The following is a 21599-nucleotide window of genomic DNA, read 5'->3' as shown; positions in this document are numbered from 1 at the left end:
GCCGGGTCGGTCAGGCGGAGGGGTCGGGGACCGGGACCTGGGCGGCGATCCCGTCGAGGATGGCGGCCGCGTCGCGGCCGCCGACGGCCGCCTCGGCGCTCGGCAGCAGGCGGTGGGCGAGCACCATCGGCAGCAGCGCGCGGACGTCGTCGGGCAGGACGTAGTCGCGGCGCTGCAGGGCCGCGCGGGCCTTGGCCGCCCGGACCAGGTGCAAGGTGGCGCGAGGCGAGGCGCCGAGCAGCAGCTCGGGGTGGTTGCGGGTGGCGGAGGTGAGCGCGACGGCGTACCGCTGGACCGCGTCGGAGACGTGGACCCGGGACACGATCTCGCAGAGCTTGCGGACCTCGGCGCTGTCGGTCACCGGCTCGAGGTCGTCGAGCGGGCTGACCGTGCCGTGGCTGGAGAGCATCGCGATCTCGGCGGCCGGCACGGGGTAGCCGATGGACACCCGGGCGAGGAAGCGGTCGCGCTGCGCCTCGGGCAGCGGGTAGGTGCCCTCCATCTCGACCGGGTTCTGCGTCGCGATGACCATGAACGGCGACTCGAGCTGGTAGGTCACGTTGTCGACGGTGACCTGGCGCTCGGCCATGCACTCGAGCAGCGCCGACTGCGTCTTCGGGGAGGCGCGGTTGATCTCGTCGCCGATGACGACGTTGGCGAAGACGCCGCCGGGGCGGAACTCGAAGGTCCGCGTCGACTGGTCGAAGACCGAGACGCCGGTGATGTCCGACGGCAGCAGGTCGGGCGTGAACTGGATGCGCCGCACGGTCGAGTCGATGCTGCGGGCCAGGGCCTTGGCGAGCATGGTCTTGCCGACGCCGGGGACGTCCTCGATGAGCAGGTGGCCCTCGGCGAGCAGCACGACGATCGCGGCCCCCACCACGTCGCCCTTGCCCTCGATGACCTTCTCGACGTTGGCGCGGACCCGGGCGGCCACCCGGGCGACGGCGTCGACGTCGGTGGTGAGGTCGGTGCCGGTGGTGGCGCCGGTCGCGGCGCCCGCGGACGGCGGTGCCGGCGGCGGGCTCATCGGTGGGCTGGTCGGCGTCTCCACGGCTACTCCTCGTCGTGCTCTCCCTCGGTGGACCAACCCTACGGCGCAGGTGGGAGGAGCGGGGCCACTCCGCGACAGCGGCTCCGGGACCGGTCGCCCCACCGTCCCCCACCACCCGCTCCACTCCGCTCCACCACCGCTCCACGGGGCCTGGCCTGCGCCGACCTGCGCTGACCTGCGGGTTTCCGGGACGCGGGGGAGCCAATCCCCCCGCGAAGTGGGGCGTTGGTGGTTGACGGTGGGGGAAAGTGGGGTACTGTGGTGGAAAGTGGAGGAACGGCGGAGTCCAGTGGGACGGCTGGGGGTGGCCCGATGCTCTTCATGGGCACGTACACCCCGAAGCTCGACGACAAGGGCCGCCTCTTCCTCCCGGCGAAGTTCAGGGATCGGCTGGCGGAGGGCGTCGTGGTCACACAGGGACAGGACAAGTGCCTGGTCGTGTGGCCGCCCGATGTCTTCGCCGAGGAGGCCGAGCGGGCAGCCGCGCGGCCGATGACCAACAAGGCCGCCCGGCGCTACGCCCGGGTGCTGTTCGCCGGTGGTGACGAGAGCACCCCCGACAAGCAGGGCCGGATCTCCATCCCTGCACACCTCCGGGAGTACGCCGGCCTCGAGCGCGACGTGGTCGTGATCGGGGTCCGGGACCGGCTCGAGATCTGGAGCCCCGCCGCCTGGCGCGAGTTCCAGGCCGAGGCGCTGGACGAGTTCGCCGAGCTCGACGAGGACGACGACTAGCAGCACCGGCGGCCACCAGCCACCACTGGCAGCCACCGACAACCACTGACAACTCAACAGCGGATCCGCAGGACGAGGTCTCAGCCCGCTCCCGCTACCCCGACCACCCGACGTCGCGCCTCCTGGGGCACCTTCCCCGGCACCAGGCGGCACCCGCGACCGGAGGGGGTCAGTCACCCGGCCTTCTGGGGCACCTTCCCCGGCACCAGACGGCACCCGAACAACCCGGGCAGGGGAGCGGGCAGGGACCTGGCTCTGCGGATCCGCGCGATTTCACAGCCACCACCGCACAACAGCAGTTCCACACCGGGTCGAAGGGTCGAAGCCATGAGCGTGATGCGGACGCACGCACCGGAGGTCTCCGGCTCGCGGCCGCCGCGCGTGCGGGAGCAGGCACGCGAGGTGCTGCTCCTCATGGCCTTCTCCGCGGCCGTCTCGGTCGGCTGCGCCCTGCTGCTCGTGCTCACCCACCTGGCCTCCGGGTCGGGGCGCTGAGGCGGCCATGGCCAGCCCGCGCCACGTCCCCGTCCTGCTGGACCGGGTCGTCTCCCTCCTCGCGCCCGCGCTCGAGCGCGACGGCATCGCCGACGACGAGCAGACCGTCATGGTCGACTGCACCCTCGGCCTGGGCGGCCACACCGAGGCCGTCCTCGAGCGCTGCCCGCACGCCCGGGTGATCGGCATCGACCGCGACCCGCAGGCGCTCGCGATGAGCCGCGAGCGGCTGGCGCCGTACGGCGACCGGTTCACCGGCGTCCTCGCGGTCTACGACGAGATCGCCGACGTCGTCGCCGACCAGGGCCTCGACGAGGTCGACGCCGTCCTGTTCGATCTCGGCGTCTCCTCCATGCAGCTCGACCTGCCCGAGCGCGGCTTCGCCTACGCCGTCGACGCCCCGCTCGACATGCGGATGGGCAGCACCGGCCCCACCGCCGCCGACGTCCTCAACACCTACAGCGCCCCCGAGCTCGCCCGGGTGCTCCGGGAGTACGGCGAGGAGAAGATGGCGCGCCGCATCGCCGACGCCGTCGTCCGCGAGCGGGCCCGGGAGCCGTTCACCACCTCGGGCCGCCTCGTCGAGCTGCTGTACGACGTCATCCCGGCCCCCGCCCGCCGCACCGGCGGACACCCCGCCAAGCGCACCTTCCAGGCCCTGCGCATGGAGGTCAACGACGAGCTCGGGGTGCTGCGCCGGGCGATGCCGGCGGCGGTCGACGTGATCGGGCTCGGCGGCCGCGTGGTCGTCGAGTCCTACCACTCCCTGGAGGACCGGCTGGTCAAGCGCGTCTTCGCCGACGCCACGAAGCTCGACGTCCCCGACGACCTGCCGTTCGTGCCGGAGGGGGCCGAGCCGTCGTACCGGCTGGTCACCCGCGGGGCCGAGCAGGCCACCCCCGAGGAGGTCGAGGAGAACCCTCGCGCCGCCTCGGTCCGCCTCCGCGCCGTCGAGCGCATCCGTCCGTCGAGCAGGTCCAGCAGCACTCAGGGCAAGGGAGCCGTCTGATGTCCTCCACCGCAGCACAGGTCCGTCGCCTGCAGTCCGTCGCTCCCCGGGTCGCGCAGGCCGCCCTCGAGCGGGCCCGGCTCACCGTCGTGCCGCGGCCCCGGCGCACCCGCGCCCCGCGAGTGCCCTTCGTCGCCTTCGTCAGCGTCATCCTGCTCGCCGGCGTGGTCGGCCTGCTGCTCTTCAACACGTCCATGCAGCAGGCCTCCTTCCGGGCGACCGCGCTGCAGGGCCAGGCGACCGACCTCGGCGCCCAGCAGGAGGCGCTGGAGATGGACATCCAGTCGCTGCGCGAGCCCCAGCGGCTGGCCCGCCTCGCCCAGGAGATGGGCATGGTCATCCCCTCGACCCCGGCCGGCATCCTCGACCTGACGACCGGCCGGATCACCGGCGACCCCGTGCCCGCCTCCGGCGACGACGCCCTCCCGCTGCACATGCCCGGCCCGAAGAAGCCGGCCCAGCTGCGGCGCCCCGCCGACGTGAAGGTCGCCGCGGGCAGCCGCACCGACCGCACCGACCGCACCGTCCGCACCGACCGCACCCCCCAGCGCACGGAGCGCACGCCGAAGCGCAACGGCGACGGCGCGCCCACCGGAGATCGGTGAGCGTTCCGCCTAGGGTCGGGGTGACCGGGGGACGTCGTCCCCGCCACCGAGCAGGACGAGAGCGTTGAGCCGACCCAGCAGCACCCTCCGCAACCGCCGCGGGAAAGGCATCCGGCGCGGCTCCTCGAGGCTGCGCATGCAGATCGGCTTCCTGCTGATCGCGATCGTGCTCTCGGTCTTCGCCGGCCGCCTGGTCCAGCTGCAGGCCATCGACCCCGGCTCCTACGCCCAGATGGCCGCCCGGGAGGGCCGGGCCACCGTCGTGCTGCCCGCCACCCGCGGCGAGATCCTCGACCGCAACGGCGAGGCGCTCGCCGAGACCGTCGACGGGCGGATGATCATCGCCGACCCGGCCGTGACGAAGAAGGTCGCGCCCGAGCTCGCCACCATGCTGGCGCGCCGCCTCGGCGTCGACTACTTCCAGACGCTCGAGCGGCTGCGCGTCGAGGGCAGCCGGTTCCAGTACGTCGCCCGCCAGGTGCCCGCGAGCAAGGCGCAGAAGGTCGTCGCCGACGTCCGCAAGAAGTTCACCGACGACGACGGTCGGCCGTTCGCGGGGCTCTCCACCGAGCGCGACCCGCTGCGGATCTACCCCAACGACGACGTCGCGGCCAACCTGCTCGGCTTCCTCGGCACCCCCAGGGACGACGGCTCCGCCCAGGCGCTGGCCGGCCTCGAGACGTCGTTCAACAGCTGGCTGTCCGGCAAGGACGGCGAGGCGACCTACGAGGTCGGCGCGGGCAACCAGATCCCGCTCGGCGACAAGACCGTCACCCCGGCCGTCGACGGCCGCGACCTCAGGCTGACCATCGACCGCGACCTGCAGTTCTACACGCAGCGGATCCTCCAGCAGACCGTCACCCGCGCCGCCGGCCAGTCCGGCATCGCGGTGGTGATGGACAGCCGGACCGGCCAGCTGCTCGCGCTCGCCGACTACCCGACGTACGACGCCTCCGACCCGTACCGCTACGACGAGGGCCTCTACAAGTCCTCCGCCCTCACCGACGTCTACGAGCCCGGCTCGGTCGAGAAGGTGCTCACCATCAGCTCGCTCGTCGACGCCGGCCTGGCGTTCAAGGAGCAGAAGTTCCGCGTGCCGGGCAAGCTCTACCGCCAGGACCGCCCGATCGGCGACTACTGGGACCACGGCACGCTGCGGCTCACCCTCGCCGGCATCCTCGCCAAGTCCTCCAACGTCGGCACCGTGCTCGCCGCCGACCAGTTCCGCCGCGGCGCGCTGCGGCGCTACCTCACCGCGTTCGGCCTCGGCCAGCGCACCGACATCGGCCTCGGCGGCGAGACCAACGGCATCGTGCCCAAGGGTGCGGCGTGGACCTCGCAGGTCGGGGACCGCATCGCCTTCGGCCAGTCGCTGTCGGTCAACGCCGTGCAGATGGCAGCCGCGGTCAACACGATCGCCAACGGCGGGGTGCGGATCGCTCCCTCGCTCGTGCAGGGCGCGGCCACCACCGACAAGGGCCAGCAGGTCGGCAGCGACCAGGCCGCCACGACCCGCGTCATCAGCGCCGACGCCGCCCGCGAGACGATGCTGATGATGGAGCGGGTGCTGGACCCGGAGGAAGGCGTCGCGCCCGGCGCGGCCGTCCCGGGCTACCGCGTCGCCGGCAAGACCGGCACCGCGCAGCGCGTCGGCGAGGACGGCACCTACGACGGCAGCACGACCGTCTCCTTCGCCGGCTTCGCCCCCGCGGACGACCCGCGGTTCACGATATACGTCGTCGTGCACAGCCCGCGGGCGGGCAGTGGTGGTGGCAGCGTGGCCGGTCCGGCATTCTCGAAGCTGATGAGCTACACGTTGCGCCGCTACGGAGTCCCGCCGACCGGCGGCAAGCCCAACCAGACCCCGGTCGAGTGGTGAGCCTGCCCACCCGGCCCGCCCACCCGCACCAGACGCCGCTCGCCGACGTCGCCCGCGCACTGGGCCCGGCCCCGGACCACCCCGACGGCACCGCGGTCCCCGCCGCCGACCCCGACGTGGCCGTGCAGGGGGTCACCCTCGACTCCCGCCGCGTCGCGGCCGGGGACCTGTACGCCGCGCTGCCCGGCTCCCGGGCGCACGGCGCCGCGTTCACCGGGCAGGCCGTCGAGGCCGGGGCCGTCGCGGTGCTGACCGACCCGACGGGCCGCGAGGCGGCGTCCGGCCACGGCGTGCCGGTGCTCGTCGTCGACGACCCCCGTGCCGTGCTCGGCGACGTGGCGGCCCTGGTCTACGGCCGGCCCGCCGACGCGCTGCGCACCATCGGCGTCACCGGCACCCAGGGCAAGACCACGGTCACCCGGCTGCTCGACGGCGGCCTGCTCGCCGCCGGCGTGCGCAGCGCCGTGGTCGGCACGGTCGGCACCCGCATCGCCGGCGAGGAGGTGAAGACCTCGCTGACCACCCCGGAGGCGCCCGACCTGCACGGCCTGTTCGCCCGGATGCGCGAGCTCGACGTCACGGCCTGCGCCATGGAGGTCTCGAGCCACGCCCTGGTGATGGGCCGCGTCGACGGGGTGCGCTTCGACGTCGCCGTGTTCACCAACCTCGGCCGCGACCACCTCGACTTCCACGCCGACGTGGAGGAGTACTTCGCCGCCAAGGCCAGCCTCTTCACCCCGGAGCACGCCGCCCGCGGCCTGGTCTGCACCGACGACGAGCACGGCCGCCGCCTCGCCCGCGAGGCCCCCATCCCCGTGCGCACCTACGGCCTCACCGGGGACCCGGACTGGCGGGCGCTCGACGTCGAGCTCGGTGCCGACGGCTCCCGGTTCACCGTGGCCGGGCCCGACGGCGTCCGGGTCAGCGCCGCGGTGCCGCTGCCCGGCGACTTCAACGTCGCCAACGCGCTCGCGGCCGTGGCCGCGGCGGCCGAGGCCGGGCTGGACCCGCAGGCGGTCGCCGACGGCATCGCCGCCTCCGGCGGGGTGCCCGGCCGGCTGGAGCGGGTGCCCACCGGGCGCGACCTCACCGTCGTCGTCGACTACGCCCACAAGCCCGACGCCGTCGAGGCGGTGCTGCGCACGCTGCGCCCGGTCACCCGCGGCCGGCTGGTCGTCGTCATCGGCGCCGGCGGCGACCGCGACCGCGGCAAGCGCCCGGTCATGGGCGAGATCGCCGCCCGCCTGGCCGACGTGGTCGTGGTGACCGACGACAACCCCCGCTCCGAGGACCCCGCGACCATCCGGGCCGAGGTGCTGGCCGGCGCCCGCGACGGGTCCGCCGAGGTGCAGGAGGTCGGCGACCGTCGTACCGCCATCGCGGAGGCGATCGGCCGCGCCGGCCCCGGCGACGTGGTCGTGGTCGCCGGCAAGGGCCACGAGACCGGGCAGGAGGTCGACGGCGTGGTGCACCCCTTCGACGACCGCGAGGTGGTGCGCGAGGTGCTCGCGTCCCTGGACGCGGCGGGCAGCGGGGGAGCGCGATGATCCCGCTGCGGCTCTCCGAGGTCGCCGACGTCGTCGGCGGCACCCTGCGCGGGGACGACGTCGTCGTCTCGGGCCACGCCTACCTCGACAGCCGCTCGCCGGTCGCGGACGGGCTCTTCGTCGCGATCGTCGGCGAGCGCGTCGACGGCCACGAGTACGCCGACGGCGCGCACGCCGTGCTCGGCAGCCGCCCCACGGCACGCCCGACCGTCGTGGTCGAGGACCCCGTCGTCGCCCTCGGCCGGCTCGCCCGCCACGTCGTGGACCGCCTCGACGTCACCGTGCACGCGATGACCGGCTCCCAGGGCAAGACCGGCACGAAGGACTACCTCGCCGCCGTGCTGCGCACGCTCGCCGGCGAGGACGCGGTCGTCGCGACGACCGCCAACAACAACAACGAGCTCGGCGTGCCGCTGACCGTGCTCCGCGCGGGCCCCGCGACCCGCCACCTCGTCGTCGAGATGGGTGCCCGCGGCATCGGCCACATCGCCTACCTGTGCGGGATCGCCCCGCCGCAGGTCGCGGCCGTCCTCAACGTCGGCACCGCCCACGTGGGGGAGTTCGGCGGTCAGGAGCAGATCGCGCGCGCCAAGGGCGAGATCGTCGAGGCGCTCGGCGAGGACGGCACCGCCGTGCTGAACGCCGACGACCCGCTCGTCGCCGCGATGGAGTCGCGCACCGCTGCCCGGGTGGTCACCTTCGGCACCGCCGGCACGCTGCGGTGGAGCGCCGTCGAGCTCGACGACCTGGGCCGTCCCGGCTTCGTGCTCGAGCGCGACGGGGCCTCTGCCCCCGTCCAGCTGCTGCAGACCGGCCTCCACCAGGTCCAGAACGCCGCCGCGGCCGCTGCGATGGCGATGGCCGCCGGGTTCGACCTGGCCGAGGTGGCCGGCGCGCTCGGCGGCGCGGCCGCCGCGTCCCCCTGGCGGATGGAGGTCTCCGAGCGGCCCGACGGCCTCGTCGTGGTCAACGACTCCTACAACGCCAACCCCGAGTCCATGCGGGCCGCCCTCGAGGCGCTCACCGCGATCGGCGGGTCCCGCGGCCGTCGTACCGTCGCGGTGCTGGGGGAGATGAAGGAGCTCGGCGCCGAGCACGACGCCGGCCACCGCGCCGTGGGCGCCGACGCCGCCCGGCTGGGCGTCGACGTGGTCGTCGTGGTGGGCGAGGCCGCCCGCGGGATCGGGGAGGGCGCCAGCAGCCCCGGAAGGGGGTGTGAGGTGGTCCTCACGGCGGGCCGTGAGGAAGCCGTGGCGTGGTTGCGGCAGAATGCCGGGGCGGAGGACGTCGTCCTCGTCAAGGCGTCGCGCGGGGCGGCGCTGGAATGGGTTGCGGACCAGGTCCTGGAGGGTACGACGCCATGAGAGCCATCCTGCTCGGGGGCGGCATCGCGTTGCTGATCTCCCTGCTCGGGACCCGCGTCGTGATCACCCTGTTCACCAACTGGGGCTACGGCCAGGAGATCCGCGACGACGGTCCCACCAGCCACCACACCAAGCGCGGCACGCCCACCATGGGCGGCGTCGTCATCATCCTCGCCGCGGTCATCGCCTACTTCTCGGCGAAGCTCATCACCCTGACCACGCCGAGCGCCTCGGCGCTGCTGCTGCTCTTCCTGTTCGTCGGGATGGGCCTGGTCGGCTTCCTCGACGACTTCATCAAGATCTCCAAGCAGCGCAGCCTCGGCCTGCGCAGCAAGGCGAAGATGGCCGGCCAGACCGTGATCGCGCTGGTCTTCGGCTGGCTGGCGCTCTCGCCGATGCTGGAGGACGAGAACGGCCGCACGCCCGCGAGCGAGAAGGTCTCCTTCCTCCGCGAGCTCGACTGGTTCGTGCTGCCCACGATCCTGGCCATCCTGCTGATCTGGCTGTTCGTCGCCGGGTTCAGCAACGCCGTCAACCTCACCGACGGGCTCGACGGCCTCGCGGCCGGCGCCTCGGTGATGGTCTTCGGCGCCTACACGCTGGTGAACATCTGGCAGAACAACCAGTTCTGCCAGGCCGAGCCGAGCGCGAGCTGCTACAACGTCCGCGACCCGCTCGACCTGGCGATCATCGCCGCCGCGATCACCGGCGCCTGCTTCGGCTTCCTGTGGTGGAACGCCTCGCCGGCCAAGATCTTCATGGGCGACACCGGCTCGCTGGCGCTCGGCAGCGCGCTGGCCGGCTTCGCGATCCTGACCCGCACCGAGCTGCTCCTGGTCATCCTCGGCGGCCTGTTCGTCCTCGAGACGGTCTCGGTGATGATGCAGGTCGGCTTCTTCAAGCTCAGCAAGGGCAAGCGGATCTTCCGGATGGCACCCATCCACCACCACTTCGAGATGCTCGGGTGGGAGCAGGTCACGGTCGTGATCCGGTTCTGGATCATCACCGGCCTGTTCGTCGCGACCGGCCTGGGCATCTTCTACGCCGAGTGGGTGTCGCGGCTGTGAGCGATACCCGCCCGGACCCGACCAGCCTCGGCCGGCGCGACTCGTGGGCCGGCGTACGCGCCGTCGTCGCGGGGTTCGGCACCAGCGGCGCCGCCGCGGTCGACAACCTGCTCCACCTCGGTGCCGACGTGCACGCCGTCGCGGAGTCGGCCAGCGCGTCGATCCAGGAGCGCGCCGAGCTGCTGCAGGTCCTCGGCGCCCGCATCGACGTCCACGAGGGCGCGACCGGGGTCCTGCCCGACGACGTCGACCTGCTCGTCGTCTCGCCCGGCTTCCGGCCCGACGCCCCGATCATCACCACCGCCCGCGAGCGCGGCGTCCCGGTGTGGGGCGAGGTCGAGCTGGCCTGGCGGCTGCGCGACCCCGAGCACCCGGCGCCGTGGCTGTGCATCACCGGCACCAACGGCAAGACCACCACGGTGCAGATGCTCGTCAGCATCCTGCGTGCCGCCGGACTGCGCAGCGTCGCCGCCGGCAACGTCGGCCTGCCGCTGACCGAGGCGGTCATGGACCCCGAGCCCTACGACGTCATCGCTGTCGAGCTCTCCAGCTTCCAGCTGCACTACGTCGAGACCATGGCCGCCGAGAGCGCCGCGGTGCTCAACGTCGCCGAGGACCACCTCGACTGGTACGCCGGCCAGTCGGCCATGCAGGACTACGCCGCCGACAAGGGCCGGATCTACGAGGGCGTGGAGCGGGCCTGCGTCTACAACGTCGCGGACCCCGCCACCGAGCAGCTGGTCCGTGACGCCGACGTGGTCGAGGGAGCCCGGGCGATCGGCTTCACCCTCGGCGTCCCCGGCCCCGGCATGCTCGGCGTCGTCGACGAGATCCTCGTCGACCGCGCGTTCATCGAGGAGCGCGCCACCAGCGCGGCCGAGCTGTGCACGCTGGACGACCTGGCCTCCCGCGCCCCGCACTTCATCGCCAACGCCCTCGCTGCCGCAGCGCTCGCCCGCGCGCACGGCGTGAGCCAGGCCGCGGTCCGCGACGGGCTGCGCTCCTTCCAGCCCGACGGCCACCGGATCGCGGTCGTGGCCGAGCACGCCGGCATCACCTGGGTCGACGACTCCAAGGCGACCAACCCGCACGCCGCCGCGTCCTCGCTCGCCGCGTTCGCCCCGGTCGTGTGGGTCGCCGGGGGCCTCGCCAAGGGGGCCAGCTTCGACGACCTGGTCCGGCAGGTGGGGGACCGGCTGCGGGCCGTCGTCCTCATCGGCCGGGACCGTGACGTGATCCGCCAGGCGCTTTCGCGACACGCTCCCGATGTGCCGGTGATCGACGTCGACAGCCCCGACACTGGGGACGTAGTCGGTGACGACCGGATGAGGCGCGTCGTCGCGGCAGCGGCCGAGGTCGCCCGGGCGGGCGACACCGTGCTGCTGGCGCCGGGATGCGCGTCGATGGACCAGTTCTCCGACTACGCCGCTCGCGGCGACGCGTTCGCCGAGGCGGTGCGGGACTACATCGGCGAGAGCTAGCGAGCTGGCGGGCAGGAGAGGGGACGGGTCATCACCACCGCGAACCCCGAGAAGCTCCGCTTCCACCTCCGCCAGCGCCTCCCCTCGCGCCCGTTCCTCCGGCGCCCGTCGGCACGCCGGTCCGGCTGGACCGCCGCGGTCAAGGACGCCCTCGACCGGCCGCTGACGACCTACTACCTGCTGCTCGGCGCGACCGCGCTGCTGCTCACCATCGGCCTGATCATGGTGCTGAGCGCCTCCAGCGTCTACGCCTACCGCGAGACGGGCGACTCCTACACCGTCGTACGACGCCAGCTGATGTGGGTCCTGCTCGGCGTGCCGTGCGCCTTCCTGGCGTCGCGGGTGTCGCTGCGCTGGGTGCGCGCGCTGACCTACCCGGCGTTCTCCATCTCGCTGCTGCTGCTCGCGCTGACCGCCAAGGTCGGCGTCGAGGTCAACGGCAACAAGAACTGGCTCGACCTCGGCGTCGTGCAGATCCAGCCCTCGGAGATCGCGAAGCTGTCGCTGATCATCTGGGCCAGCCACATCTACGCCAACAAGGAGCGCCGCCTCGGCAACCTGCACCAGATGCTGGTGCCCGTCGTGCCCGGCATGGTGCTGGCCACGGCCCTGGTCGTGGTCGGGCGCGACCTCGGCACCGCGCTGGTCTTCTTCGCCCTGCTGGTCGCGATGCTGTGGGTCGTCGGCGCCCCGGGCAAGCTCTTCGCGCTCGCGTTCTCCGGCGTCAGCGTGCTCGCGCTCGGCCTCGCCGCCACCGACGGCGAGCGGCTGGCCCGCATCTACAACTTCGCCGACCCGTTCAAGGACTACCTCGGCACGGGCTGGCAGCCCGCCCACGGGCTCTACGCCATGGCCAGCGGCGGCGTCTTCGGGGAGGGCATCGGCGCCAGCCAGCAGAAGTGGGGCCAGCTGCCCGAGGCGCACACCGACTTCATCTTCGCGGTGCTCGGCGAGGAGCTCGGCCTGGTCGGCACCCTGCTGGTGGTCGCCCTCTTCCTCGTCCTCGCCTATGCCGGGACCCGCGTCGCGAAGGAGACGAAGGACCCCTTCGTCCGCTACTGCTCCTTCGGCATCGTGGTGTGGCTGCTCGGCCAGATGATGATCAACGTCGGCATGGTGCTCGCCCTGCTGCCCGTCATCGGCATCCCGCTCCCGCTCGTGTCCTACGGCGGCTCCAGCCTGCTGCCGACCCTCGCCGCGCTCGGCCTGGTGATCGGCTTCGCGCGCCGCGAGCCGGCGGCCGCCCGTGCCCTCGCGCAGCGCCGGCGGGCCCGGTCGGCCGGGCTCTCCGCCCGCCGGTAGGTTGGCCACGTGCGAGTCTTGTTGGCCGGTGGGGGAACGGCGGGGCACACCTCGCCACTGCTCGCGACCGCAGATGCCCTGCGTCGCCTCGACCCGGGGGTGGAGGTCACCTGCCTCGGCACGCCCCGGGGCCTGGAGAACAAGGTCATCCCCGAGGCCGGCTACCCGCTGCGGCTCGTGCCGCCGGTCCCGCTGCCCCGCAAGCCCGGCAAGGACCTCGCCATGGTCCCCGCCCGGCTCCGGGCCGCGGTCAAGGCCGCGCTGGACGTGATCGACGAGGTCCGCCCCGACGTCGTCGTCGGCTACGGCGGCTACGTCTCGATGCCGGCCTACGTCGCCGCCCGGCGCCGCAAGCTCCCGCTCGTGGTGCACGAGCAGAACGCCCTGCCCGGCATCGCGAACAAGTTCGGCGCCCGCGTCGCCACCCGCGTCGCGGTCAGCTTCCCGGACACGCCGCTGCGCGGCGCCGAGTACGTCGGCCTGCCGATCCGCCGGATGATCGCGACCCTCGACCGCGAGGCGCTGCGCGCGGAGGCCCGGGCCTTCTTCGGCCTCGAGCAGGACCGGCCGACCCTGGTCGTCACCGGCGGCTCCCAGGGCGCGCGCCGCCTCAACCAGGCCGTCAGCGGTGCTGCCCCCGCGCTGGCCGCCGCCGGCGTGCAGGTGCTGCACGTGGTCGGCCCCAACGGAGCCAGCGACCCGAGCTGGTCCGAGCCGCTGCCCAGCGGCGTGCCCTACGTCGTGCTGCCGTTCGTCGAGCGGATGGACCTCGCGCTGGCCGCCGCCGACGTCATGGTGTGCCGCTCCGGCGCCTCCAGCGTCGTCGAGGCCTCCGCCTCCGGCGTGCCCGCCGTTTTCGTGCCGCTCCCGATCGGCAACGGGGAGCAGGCCCTCAACGCCCGCCCGGTCGTCGACGCCGGGGGAGCGCTGCTGGTCGAGGACGTCGACTTCACCGCCGACTACGTCGCCGAGACGATCCCGTCGCTGGTCGCGGACCCGGCGCGGCTCGCCTCCATGGGCGCGGCCGCCGCGCACCTCGTGCCCCGCGACGCCGACGAGCGCCTGGCCCGGATCATCCAGGACGTCGCCCGGTGAAGATCCCCGTCCCGGACGAGATCCTCCCCGCCGACCAGCTCGGCCACGTCCACCTCGTCGGCATCGGCGGCGCGGGCCTGTCCGGCATCGCCCGCCTCATGCACGCCTCGGGCGTGGTCGTCAGCGGCAGCGACGCCAACGACTCGCCGGTCGTGCGCGCCCTGCGCGAGGAGGGCATCACCGTCCACGTGGGCCACGACGCCGCCCACCTCGACGGCGTCGACACCGTGGTGGCGACGACGGCCGCCCGCGAGGACAACCCGGAGATCGCCGAGGCCACCCGCCGCGGCCTGCGCCTGTGGCCGCGCTCGGCCGGCCTGCAGTCGGTCCTGATCGGCAAGCGCGTGGTCGCCGTCGCCGGCACCCACGGCAAGACCACCACGACCGCGATGCTCACCGTCGCCCTGCAGGAGGCCGGGCTGGACCCGACCTTCGCGATCGGTGCCGAGGTGGCCAGCCTCGGCACCAACGCCCGCCTCGGCAGCGGTGACGTCGCCGTCGTCGAGGCCGACGAGTCCGACGGTGCCTTCCTCGTCTACACCCCCGACGTCGCCGCCATCACCAACGTCGACGCCGACCACCTCGACCACTGGGGCACCGAGGAGGCCTACGAGGCAGCCTTCGCCGAGTTCGCCCGGCGGGCCCGGGTGACCGTCACCGAGCGCGCCGACCTCGCCGACGTCACCGCCGCCTTCGCCGACGGTGCGCAGGTGCGCGGCCACGACCTCGTGGTCGAGGGCGGTCGCACCCGCTTCCGCGTCGAGGCCCGCGGCGTCGACCTCGGCGAGGTCGAGCTCGCCGTGCCCGGCCGCCACTACGCCGTCGACGCCCTCCTCGCGCTGGCCGTCGGGCTCGAGCTCGGCGCCGACCCGGCCGCGCTGGTGCGCGGCCTGGCCCGCCACCAGGGCGCCAAGCGGCGGATGGAGCTGGTCGGAACGGTTGGCGCGGCCGATCGTGCCATCCGGGTCTACGACTCCTACGCCCACCACCCCAGCGAGATCCGCGGCGACCTCGAGGCCGCCCGCTCGCTCGTGGGGCCCGGCGGGCGGCTCGTCGTGTGCTTCCAGCCGCACCTCGTCTCGCGCACCCGCATCTTCGGCACCCAGATGGGCCACGAGCTCGGTGCGGCCGACGAGGTCGTGCTGATGGACGTCTACGTCGCCCGGGAGGACTCCGACCCCGAGGTCACCGGCGCGCTGGTGGCCGGCGCCGTGCCGCTGCCGGCCGAGCGGGTCCGCTTCGTGCCCGACCGCGCGGACGTCGTACCCACGCTGGCGGGGATCGCCCGTCCCGGGGACCTCGTGCTCACCCTCGGTGCCGGTGACGTGACTGCGCTGGCGCCCGAGCTGGTGGCGCTCCTCGGGGGGAGCGGTGCCTAGCCTGCGCGGGGGGCGCGCCGCCGCGACCGGGCACGAGAAGGCCCAGCAGCGGGCGCGCCGGGCGTTCGCCCGCCGCCAGCGGGCCCGGCGCTGGCTCACCTGGCGCTACGTGCTCGCCGCCAGCCTCGCGGTGCTGCTCGTCGGGCTGGGCGTCTACGCCCTCTACTTCTCCTCGTGGCTGCGCACCGAGGGCGTCGAGCTGGTCGGCAACGACCTGGTCAGCGACGCGAAGGTGCTGGCCGCGGCCGAGGTGCCGACCGGCGGTCCGCTGGTCCGCGTCGACCTCGAGGCGATCGAGAAGCGGGTCAAGGCGCTCGCCGCGGTCAAGGAGGTCGACGTCTCGCGCCAGTGGCCGCACGACGTGCGGATCGAGGTCACCGAGCGGACCCCCGTCGCCCTCCTCGACCTCGGCGACCGGGTGGTCGCGCTCGACGCCGAGGGCACCTCCTTCCCGGCGCCGCCGCGTGCCCGCGACGGCCTGCCGCGCGTGCGCGTCGGCAGCGGCGCCGACCAGAACGCCCTGCGCGAGGGGGCGGCGGTCGTCGCGGCGCTCGACGGCGACGTGTCGTCGATGGTCAGCTACGTCGAGGTCCGCACCGTCGACGAGATCCTGCTGCACCTGCGCGACGACCGGCTGGTCAAGTGGGGGAGTGCGGAGCAGTCGGAGGACAAGGCCGCGGTGCTGCTCCAGCTCCTCGAGCGCCAGGCGTCGACGTACGACGTCTCCGTGCCCGGCGCGCCAACGACGAAGTGAGCCGGCCGCCCTCGGGGCGGCACGGTGCCGGCGGTCGGCGACATCACGGAACATCACGCAACATCGACGCACGCCGGTGCGGCGTGTCTGCGCGATGCGGGGACGTGGCGTCCCTACTGTCTTCATCACGACGAGGTTGACATAACTATAACCCTCAGGTTGAGGGTAAGGGTTGTGCGACACGCCGGTCGGCCACGGGGAAGCGGTCCGGCCGCCGATCGTCGGTGAACGGACACAGACAACGTACGGACCACACCGGAGAGGTGAAGCCGCCGTGGCAGCTGCACAGAACTACCTGGCCATCATCAAGGTCGTCGGCATCGGCGGCGGCGGCGTGAACGCCGTCAACCGCATGATCGAGGTCGGCCTCAAGGGCGTCGAGTTCATCGCCATCAACACCGACGCGCAGGCGCTGCTGATGAGCGACGCCGACGTGAAGCTCGACATCGGGCGCGAGCTCACCCGCGGCCTCGGTGCGGGTGCGAACCCCGACGTGGGCGGCAAGGCCGCCGAGGACCACGCGGAGGAGATCGAGGAGGTGCTCAAGGGCGCCGACATGGTCTTCGTGACCGCGGGCGAGGGTGGCGGCACCGGCACCGGCGGCGCGCCCGTCGTCGCCCGGATCGCCCGCTCGCTCGGCGCGCTGACCATCGGTGTGGTGACCCGTCCGTTCACCTTCGAGGGCGCCCGCCGCAAGAAGTCCGCCGACGAGGGCATCGAGCGGCTCCGCGAGGAGGTCGACACCCTCATCGTCATCCCCAACGACCGCCTCCTGCAGATCTCGGACCGCAACGTGTCGATGCTCGACGCGTTCAAGCAGGCCGACCAGGTGCTGCTCCAGGGCGTCTCGGGCATCACCGACCTGATCACCACCCCCGGCCTGATCAACGTCGACTTCGCCGACGTCAAGGCGGTCATGAGCAACGCCGGCTCCGCCCTCATGGGCATCGGCTCGGCCCGCGGCGAGGACCGGGCGCTGCAGGCCGCCGAGATGGCGATCAGCAGCCCGCTGCTCGAGGCCTCGATCGACGGCGCCCACGGCGTCCTGCTCTCGATCGCCGGCGGCTCCGACCTCGGCATCTTCGAGATCAACGAGGCCGCGGCCATGGTCGCCGACGCGGTGCACGCCGACGCCAACATCATCTTCGGCACGATCATCGACGACGCCCTCGGCGACGAGGTCCGGGTGACCGTCATCGCCGCAGGCTTCGACGGTGGCCTGCCCAAGCGCCGCGAGGACACCACCATCCGCCGGCCGCAGCAGGCCTCGCGCCCGGCGGCGCCGTCGAGCCAGTCCAGCCAGTCCGCGCCCGCCCAGTCCGCCCCGTCGCAGTCGGCCCCGGCGAGCCAGGGCCAGGACCGTCCCGCCCGTCCCGCATCGCCCGAGCCGGCGGCGCCCTCCGACCCGCAGCCGGTCGGTGCGCGCACCCAGCCCGCGCCGATGAAGTTCGACGACGGCGACGACCTGGACGTGCCCGACTTCCTGAAGTGACGCGTGTTCGCCTTCCGTGAGAGCCACGACCTCGACCCGGATCCCGCCGCTGGCGGGGCCCGGGTCGAGGTCGCGTTCACGGACGCCTCCCTCGACCTCCACGAGGACGGGGAGGGGCTGGCCGACGCCCTGCGCGAGCTCGCCCAGGCGGTCGACGCCACCCTCGTCCGTGCCCACCAGGTGCACGGCGACGCCGTCGCGGTGGTCGAGGAGCCGGACGACGTCCCGACCGCCGACGGCCTGGTCACCGTGCGCCGCCGTACCGCCCTGCTCGTGCGCGTCGCCGACTGCGTCCCCGTGCTGCTCGCCGACCCCCGTGCCGGGGTCGTCGGCGTGGCCCACGCCGGACGCCGCGGCGTCGAGCTCGGTGTCGTGACCCGCACCGTGGAGCGGATGCGCGACCTCGGCGCCGCCGACGTCCGCGCCTGGGTCGGCCCTCATATCTGCGGCCGCTGCTACGAGGTCCCCGAGGCCATGCGCGAGGAAGTCGCCGCCGTGGTCCCCGAGAGCCGGGCCGAGACCTCCTGGGGCACTCCCTCGCTCGACCTCGGCGCCGGCGTCGCCGCGCAGCTCGCCGCCGCCGGCGTCGCCAGCACCCTCGTCGAGGGCTGCACCCGCGAGGACGCCCGCTTCCACTCCTACCGCCGCGACGGCCAGGCCTCCGGCCGCATGGCCGGGGTGGTGTGGCTGCCGTGACGACCCGCAGCGACGAGATCGCCGCCAACCTCGCCACCGTCCGCGAGCGCATCGCCCGGGCTGCCGAGGCCGCCGGTCGCGCCCCCGACGACGTCCACCTCGTCGTGGTCACCAAGTTCTTCCCCGCCTCCGACGTGCGCGTGCTCGCCGCCCTCGGCGTCACCGACGTCGGCGAGAACCGGCACCAGGAGGCCGAGGCGAAGGCCGCCGAGTGCGCCGACCTGCCGCTGCGCTGGCACTTCATCGGCGGGCTGCAGTCCAACAAGGCCGCCGCCGTCGCCCGCTACGCCCACGTCGTCGAGTCCGTCGACCGCAGCAGCCTGGTCGCTCGCCTCGACCGCGGTGCCGCCGAGTCCGGACGCGCCGTCGAGGTCCTGCTCCAGGTCTCCCTCGACCCGCCCGGCCGCGACCACCGCGCCGGCGCCCCGCCCGACCAGCTCGCCGACCTCGCCGCCGAGGTCGCTGCCGCGCCGCACCTCGAGCTGCGCGGCCTGATGGCCGTCGCACCCCTGGGCGAGGACCCCGCGGCCGCCTTCGGACGGCTCGCGGAGATCCGCGCCGGCTTCCTCGCCGACCACCCGTCGGCCACCCGGCTCTCGGCCGGCATGAGCGGTGACCTCGAGGAGGCCATCGCCGTCGGCGCGACACACGTGCGCGTCGGCTCCGCGGTCCTCGGAACGAGGCCCGCGGTCCAGTAATGTCCACAACACCACCACATGTCCCCGATCTCCGGGGGCACGGATCACGGAGGCAACAGTCATGAGCGGTGCGATGCGCAGGATCGGCGAGTACCTCGGCCTGCTGGAGGACACCGGCTATGACGAGTACGACGACGAGGTCACCGAGCCCGCTCGCGAGTCCCGCGAGCCGCGCGCTGCCCGTCCCGTGCGCGCCGTACCTTCCGGCACCGTCGCCGACCTGGAGGAGCGCCGCCGCCCCGTGGCCGTCGCGCCCCAGCCCGAGGTCGCCGAGCTGTCCCGGATCACCACCCTCCACCCGACGACCTACAACGACGCCCGCGCCGTGGGGGAGCAGTACCGCGACGGCATCCCGGTGATCATGAACCTCACCGAGATGGACGACACCGACGCCAAGCGCCTCGTCGACTTCGCCGCCGGCCTGATCTTCGCCACCCGCGGCTCCATCGAGCGGGTCACCAACAAGGTCTTCCTGCTCTCCCCGCCGAACGTCACCGTCGCGGCCGAGGACAAGCAGCGGATCGCCGACCGGGACTTCTTCAACCAGAGCTGAGTTGGCTGGGCCGAGCGTGTCGCCTGTCGCGCTCGCCGCCCGGGCACTCGCAAGCTCGGCCCGCGGGCTTCGCGCGACGCGGCTTCGCCGCGGGGCGCCACGCTGCCGGCCGCGCAGTTGGCTTCCGTAGGTCCTGCCTCCGTCTGGCGGCACGACTTGCTGAGATGGGGCGAGCGTGTCGCCTGTCGAGGGCTGCGCGCAGGCCTCGCAAGCTCGGCCCGCACTTGCCGCCGACGCGCCCTCGGCGCGGGCGCCACGCTGCCGCGCCCGCAGTTGGCTCCGGCGGATGGCACCGTCCGTCTGGCGGCAAGCCGGACGTAGGGCTCTTGGGGTCGGTCCCTGTGGTCGGGTCGGTGAGTCGGACGTCATCCGTTCTGTGGGCTAGAGCCCACGGTTCGTATGACGTCTTCGCCTTGGAGGCCTGAGTCGCACCGATTGGGCAGGAACTGCAACCCCGCACGGCGTGTCGCATGTCGTTTGGGACCAAACGACAGCCAAGCGGCCGCTTGTGGCGGCGCGGGCGGAGCCCGTGCCGACATCCGTGCCGCAAGCAGGTGGTCGGCTCAGCGCGGCCGCCTGGACGAGCCCGGCGCAACATCGCCGATTGGGCAGAGACGACATGCCCGTACGGCGTGTCGCACGTCGTTTGGGACCAAACCGCAACCCCCGCACGATCCCCGTCCCGGCGGCACCCCGGGCGGGACCAGGTCCTCAGAGGCCACCGGATAGATTGGAGGCGTGAGCATCGCCGGCTGGATCATCGAGGGCATCCTCTTCGCCTTCATCGCGTTCCTGTGGGTGCGCTTCATCACCGACTGGGTGCAGGTGTTCGCGCGGGCGTGGGAGCCCCGTGGGCCGCTGCTGGTGTTCCTCGAGCTGTGCTACTCGGCCACCGATCCGCCGATCAACGCGCTGCGCAAGGTCATCAAGCCGATCCGGATCGGGAACTTCGCGCTGGACCTCAGCTTCATCCTGGTGCTGATCCTCGCCTACGTCCTGCTCAGCGTGAACCGCAGCACACTGCTGGCCGCCTGAGCGGAAACGGGGCCCCTCACGAGGGTGTGGGGCGTACCGTGAACGGTGACGTCCGAACTGCCGGGTGATGCGGGCTTCTCGCCCGCAGGCGCTAAGGTTCGGGAAGACAGTTTGTCCTTGTACTTCGAAGATAGGTGAGGTCATGCCGCTGACGCCTGAGGACGTGAGCAACAAGCGCTTTACGCCGGTCCGGCTGCGCGAGGGCTACGACATGGGCGAGGTCGACCAGTTCCTGGATGAGGTGGAGGCCGAGCTGGCCCGCCTGACCCAGGAGAACGACGACCTCCGCGCGAAGCTGGCGGCCGCCCAGGCGGGTGCCGGCTCCTCCTCGGCGTTCGACGTCCCCACGCAGCTGGCGCCCGTTCCCGAGCCGACCCCCGAGCCGGCCCCGGTCGAGGTCCCCGCGCCGGTCGAGCCGGTCGCCGCGGCGCCGGCCCCGGCGGTCGCCGGCGGTGTCGAGACCATCCGCGTCGAGACGGTCCCCGAGGCCTCCAACGCGGCGGCCCGCCTGCTCGAGATCGCGACCCGCAACGCCGACGAGCTCGTCGAGGACGCGAAGAACGAGGCCGACAAGATCGTCGGCGAGGCGCGCACCAAGGCCGAGCGGCTCGAGTCCGAGGCAAAGGTCAAGGCCGACCGCCTCGAGGCCGACGCCCGCACCCGCGCCGAGATGCTCGACAGCGAGACCGCCGAGCGTCGCACCCAGCTCTTCGGCGACCTCGAGAAGGAGCGCGACAAGCTCTCCGCCGAGGTCGAGACGCTGCGCTCCTTCGAGCGTGAGTACCGCTCGCGCCTCAAGAGCTACTTCACGCAGCAGCTCGAGGCCCTGCAGACGCCGGGCGACACCCTGGCCCCCGTCGAGGAGGCGCCGGCCCCCAAGCGGCTGCGCTCCATCCTGGGCGAGGAGGAGGGCTGAGCCCCCGGCTCACCCCCAGCTGAGCACCGACCGGTCGGTCCGCACTCGCGGGCCGGCCGGTCGTTTCATTCGGTGAGTCTCCTTGGAGGCGTCGCCGGGAGCCGATACCCTCCCCTGCACGCCTGCCGACCTCCGTCGCAGGTCGCCTGCCTCGAGGAGTCCGTCATGGCCCGCACCGCGAAGAAGACGTTGGCCGGTCAGGCCGCCTCGGCCGCCCGGAAGCTCATCAGGCCGCGGAAGTCGACCCGATCAGCCGCCGCGAGCGAGCCCCCGGCCAAGAAGGCGGCCCCCGCGAAGAAGGCGGCCCCCGCGAAGAAGGCGGCCCCGGCCAAGAAGGCGGCCCCGGCCAAGAAGGCGGCCCCCGCGAAGAAGGCGGCCCCCGCGAAGAAGGCGGCCCCCGCGAAGAAGGCGGCCCCCGCGAAGAAGGCGGCCCCCGCGAAGAA

20 protein-coding genes and 1 pseudogene are annotated in these 21599 nt (G+C 73.4%); 20 read left to right on the top strand and 1 reads right to left on the bottom strand.

Annotated features, from left to right (window positions below; translation table 11 throughout):
- Positions 1–10: 10 nt before the first annotated feature.
- On the bottom strand, positions 11–1030 hold the full coding sequence (locus tag NOCJ54_RS26835; RefSeq protein WP_084255429.1) for an AAA family ATPase: 1020 nt from the start codon (positions 1028–1030) through the stop codon (positions 11–13).
- A gap of 336 nt (positions 1031–1366) precedes the next feature.
- On the opposite strand from NOCJ54_RS26835, the gene mraZ reads away from it, so the two are divergent.
- The 20 genes and pseudogenes from mraZ to NOCJ54_RS29125 all read left to right on the top strand — a co-directional run.
- Positions 1367–1789: a division/cell wall cluster transcriptional repressor MraZ gene (mraZ, locus tag NOCJ54_RS0118315; protein ID WP_028656650.1), complete on the top strand. Its 423-nt coding sequence runs from the start codon at positions 1367–1369 to the stop codon at positions 1787–1789.
- 327 nt (positions 1790–2116) lie between these two features.
- Positions 2117–2284 carry a hypothetical protein gene (locus tag NOCJ54_RS29565; protein WP_157514959.1) on the top strand — a complete coding sequence of 56 codons (168 nt, stop codon included), beginning with the start codon at positions 2117–2119 and terminating at the stop codon, positions 2282–2284.
- Positions 2285–2291: 7 nt separating this feature from the next.
- Positions 2292–3293 carry a 16S rRNA (cytosine(1402)-N(4))-methyltransferase RsmH gene (rsmH, locus tag NOCJ54_RS0118305; RefSeq protein ID WP_028656649.1) on the top strand — a complete coding sequence of 334 codons (1002 nt, stop codon included), beginning with the start codon at positions 2292–2294 and terminating at the stop codon, positions 3291–3293.
- Entirely contained in the window at positions 3293–3898 is a 606-nt protein-coding gene (locus NOCJ54_RS28525) for a hypothetical protein (RefSeq protein ID WP_051486044.1), read from the top strand. Before rsmH ends, NOCJ54_RS28525 begins: the two co-directional genes overlap by 1 nt.
- A gap of 136 nt (positions 3899–4034) precedes the next feature.
- Positions 4035–5777: a peptidoglycan D,D-transpeptidase FtsI family protein gene (locus tag NOCJ54_RS26825; protein WP_051486041.1), complete on the top strand. Its 1743-nt coding sequence runs from the start codon at positions 4035–4037 to the stop codon at positions 5775–5777.
- Positions 5771–7324 (top strand): UDP-N-acetylmuramoyl-L-alanyl-D-glutamate--2,6-diaminopimelate ligase, encoded by a 1554-nt coding sequence (locus NOCJ54_RS0118290; protein WP_051486039.1) that lies wholly within the window; start codon positions 5771–5773, stop codon positions 7322–7324. The genes NOCJ54_RS26825 and NOCJ54_RS0118290 overlap by 7 nt, the downstream gene beginning before the upstream one ends.
- The gene (locus NOCJ54_RS0118285; protein WP_028656647.1) at positions 7321–8688 is read left to right on the top strand and encodes a UDP-N-acetylmuramoyl-tripeptide--D-alanyl-D-alanine ligase; all 1368 of its coding nucleotides are present in this window, start codon (positions 7321–7323) and stop codon (positions 8686–8688) included. Before NOCJ54_RS0118290 ends, NOCJ54_RS0118285 begins: the two co-directional genes overlap by 4 nt.
- Complete coding sequence (gene mraY / locus NOCJ54_RS0118280) at positions 8685–9755, top strand: phospho-N-acetylmuramoyl-pentapeptide-transferase (protein WP_028656646.1); 1071 nt, start codon at positions 8685–8687, stop codon at positions 9753–9755. Before NOCJ54_RS0118285 ends, mraY begins: the two co-directional genes overlap by 4 nt.
- On the top strand, positions 9752–11236 hold the full coding sequence (gene murD, locus NOCJ54_RS0118275) for a UDP-N-acetylmuramoyl-L-alanine--D-glutamate ligase (protein WP_028656645.1): 1485 nt from the start codon (positions 9752–9754) through the stop codon (positions 11234–11236). The genes mraY and murD overlap by 4 nt, the downstream gene beginning before the upstream one ends.
- A 30-nt stretch (positions 11237–11266) precedes the next feature.
- Positions 11267–12538: a putative lipid II flippase FtsW gene (ftsW, locus tag NOCJ54_RS26820; protein ID WP_051486038.1), complete on the top strand. Its 1272-nt coding sequence runs from the start codon at positions 11267–11269 to the stop codon at positions 12536–12538.
- 9 nt (positions 12539–12547) lie between these two features.
- The gene (gene murG / locus NOCJ54_RS0118265; RefSeq protein ID WP_028656644.1) at positions 12548–13633 is read left to right on the top strand and encodes an undecaprenyldiphospho-muramoylpentapeptide beta-N-acetylglucosaminyltransferase; all 1086 of its coding nucleotides are present in this window, start codon (positions 12548–12550) and stop codon (positions 13631–13633) included.
- The gene (gene murC, locus NOCJ54_RS0118260; RefSeq protein WP_028656643.1) at positions 13630–15012 is read left to right on the top strand and encodes a UDP-N-acetylmuramate--L-alanine ligase; all 1383 of its coding nucleotides are present in this window, start codon (positions 13630–13632) and stop codon (positions 15010–15012) included. Before murG ends, murC begins: the two co-directional genes overlap by 4 nt.
- On the top strand, positions 15005–15766 hold the full coding sequence (locus NOCJ54_RS26815) for a cell division protein FtsQ/DivIB (protein WP_036518611.1): 762 nt from the start codon (positions 15005–15007) through the stop codon (positions 15764–15766). Before murC ends, NOCJ54_RS26815 begins: the two co-directional genes overlap by 8 nt.
- A 274-nt stretch (positions 15767–16040) precedes the next feature.
- Complete coding sequence (gene ftsZ / locus NOCJ54_RS0118250; RefSeq protein WP_028656642.1) at positions 16041–17258, top strand: cell division protein FtsZ; 1218 nt, start codon at positions 16041–16043, stop codon at positions 17256–17258.
- Positions 17259–17261: 3 nt separating this feature from the next.
- Positions 17262–17954 carry a peptidoglycan editing factor PgeF gene (gene pgeF, locus NOCJ54_RS0118245; protein ID WP_028656641.1) on the top strand — a complete coding sequence of 231 codons (693 nt, stop codon included), beginning with the start codon at positions 17262–17264 and terminating at the stop codon, positions 17952–17954.
- Entirely contained in the window at positions 17951–18652 is a 702-nt protein-coding gene (locus NOCJ54_RS0118240) for a YggS family pyridoxal phosphate-dependent enzyme (protein WP_036518609.1), read from the top strand. Before pgeF ends, NOCJ54_RS0118240 begins: the two co-directional genes overlap by 4 nt.
- A gap of 61 nt (positions 18653–18713) precedes the next feature.
- Positions 18714–19205 (top strand): cell division protein SepF, encoded by a 492-nt coding sequence (locus NOCJ54_RS0118235; protein WP_028656639.1) that lies wholly within the window; start codon positions 18714–18716, stop codon positions 19203–19205.
- A gap of 738 nt (positions 19206–19943) precedes the next feature.
- Positions 19944–20240 (top strand): YggT family protein, encoded by a 297-nt coding sequence (locus NOCJ54_RS0118230; RefSeq protein WP_028656638.1) that lies wholly within the window; start codon positions 19944–19946, stop codon positions 20238–20240.
- Positions 20241–20382: 142 nt separating this feature from the next.
- Positions 20383–21156, top strand: a complete 774-nt coding sequence (locus tag NOCJ54_RS0118225) for a DivIVA domain-containing protein (protein ID WP_036518607.1) — start codon at positions 20383–20385, stop codon at positions 21154–21156.
- 165 nt (positions 21157–21321) lie between these two features.
- Positions 21322–21599 (top strand): annotated as a pseudogene (locus NOCJ54_RS29125) (histone H1); the annotation flags it as partial.

It is taken from the genome of Nocardioides sp. J54 (assembly GCF_000519005.1).
Lineage (GTDB): Bacteria > Actinomycetota > Actinomycetes > Propionibacteriales > Nocardioidaceae > Nocardioides.
Note: the sequence above shows the minus strand (reverse complement) of the source record. Positions and strands in the feature narration are given on the sequence as shown.

Coding starts and splice junctions, on each gene's coding strand:
- mraY (WP_028656646.1), top strand. CDS start 8,685: ATGAGAGCCATCCTGCTCGGGGGCGGCATCGCGTTGCTGATCTCCCTG.
- NOCJ54_RS26835 (WP_084255429.1), bottom strand. CDS start 1,030: ATGAGCCCGCCGCCGGCACCGCCGTCCGCGGGCGCCGCGACCGGCGCC.
- NOCJ54_RS0118235 (WP_028656639.1), top strand. CDS start 18,714: ATGAGCGGTGCGATGCGCAGGATCGGCGAGTACCTCGGCCTGCTGGAG.
- NOCJ54_RS0118285 (WP_028656647.1), top strand. CDS start 7,321: ATGATCCCGCTGCGGCTCTCCGAGGTCGCCGACGTCGTCGGCGGCACC.
- rsmH (WP_028656649.1), top strand. CDS start 2,292: ATGGCCAGCCCGCGCCACGTCCCCGTCCTGCTGGACCGGGTCGTCTCC.
- NOCJ54_RS0118225 (WP_036518607.1), top strand. CDS start 20,383: ATGCCGCTGACGCCTGAGGACGTGAGCAACAAGCGCTTTACGCCGGTC.
- NOCJ54_RS29565 (WP_157514959.1), top strand. CDS start 2,117: ATGAGCGTGATGCGGACGCACGCACCGGAGGTCTCCGGCTCGCGGCCG.
- NOCJ54_RS28525 (WP_051486044.1), top strand. CDS start 3,293: ATGTCCTCCACCGCAGCACAGGTCCGTCGCCTGCAGTCCGTCGCTCCC.
- mraZ (WP_028656650.1), top strand. CDS start 1,367: ATGCTCTTCATGGGCACGTACACCCCGAAGCTCGACGACAAGGGCCGC.
- NOCJ54_RS26825 (WP_051486041.1), top strand. CDS start 4,035: ATGCAGATCGGCTTCCTGCTGATCGCGATCGTGCTCTCGGTCTTCGCC.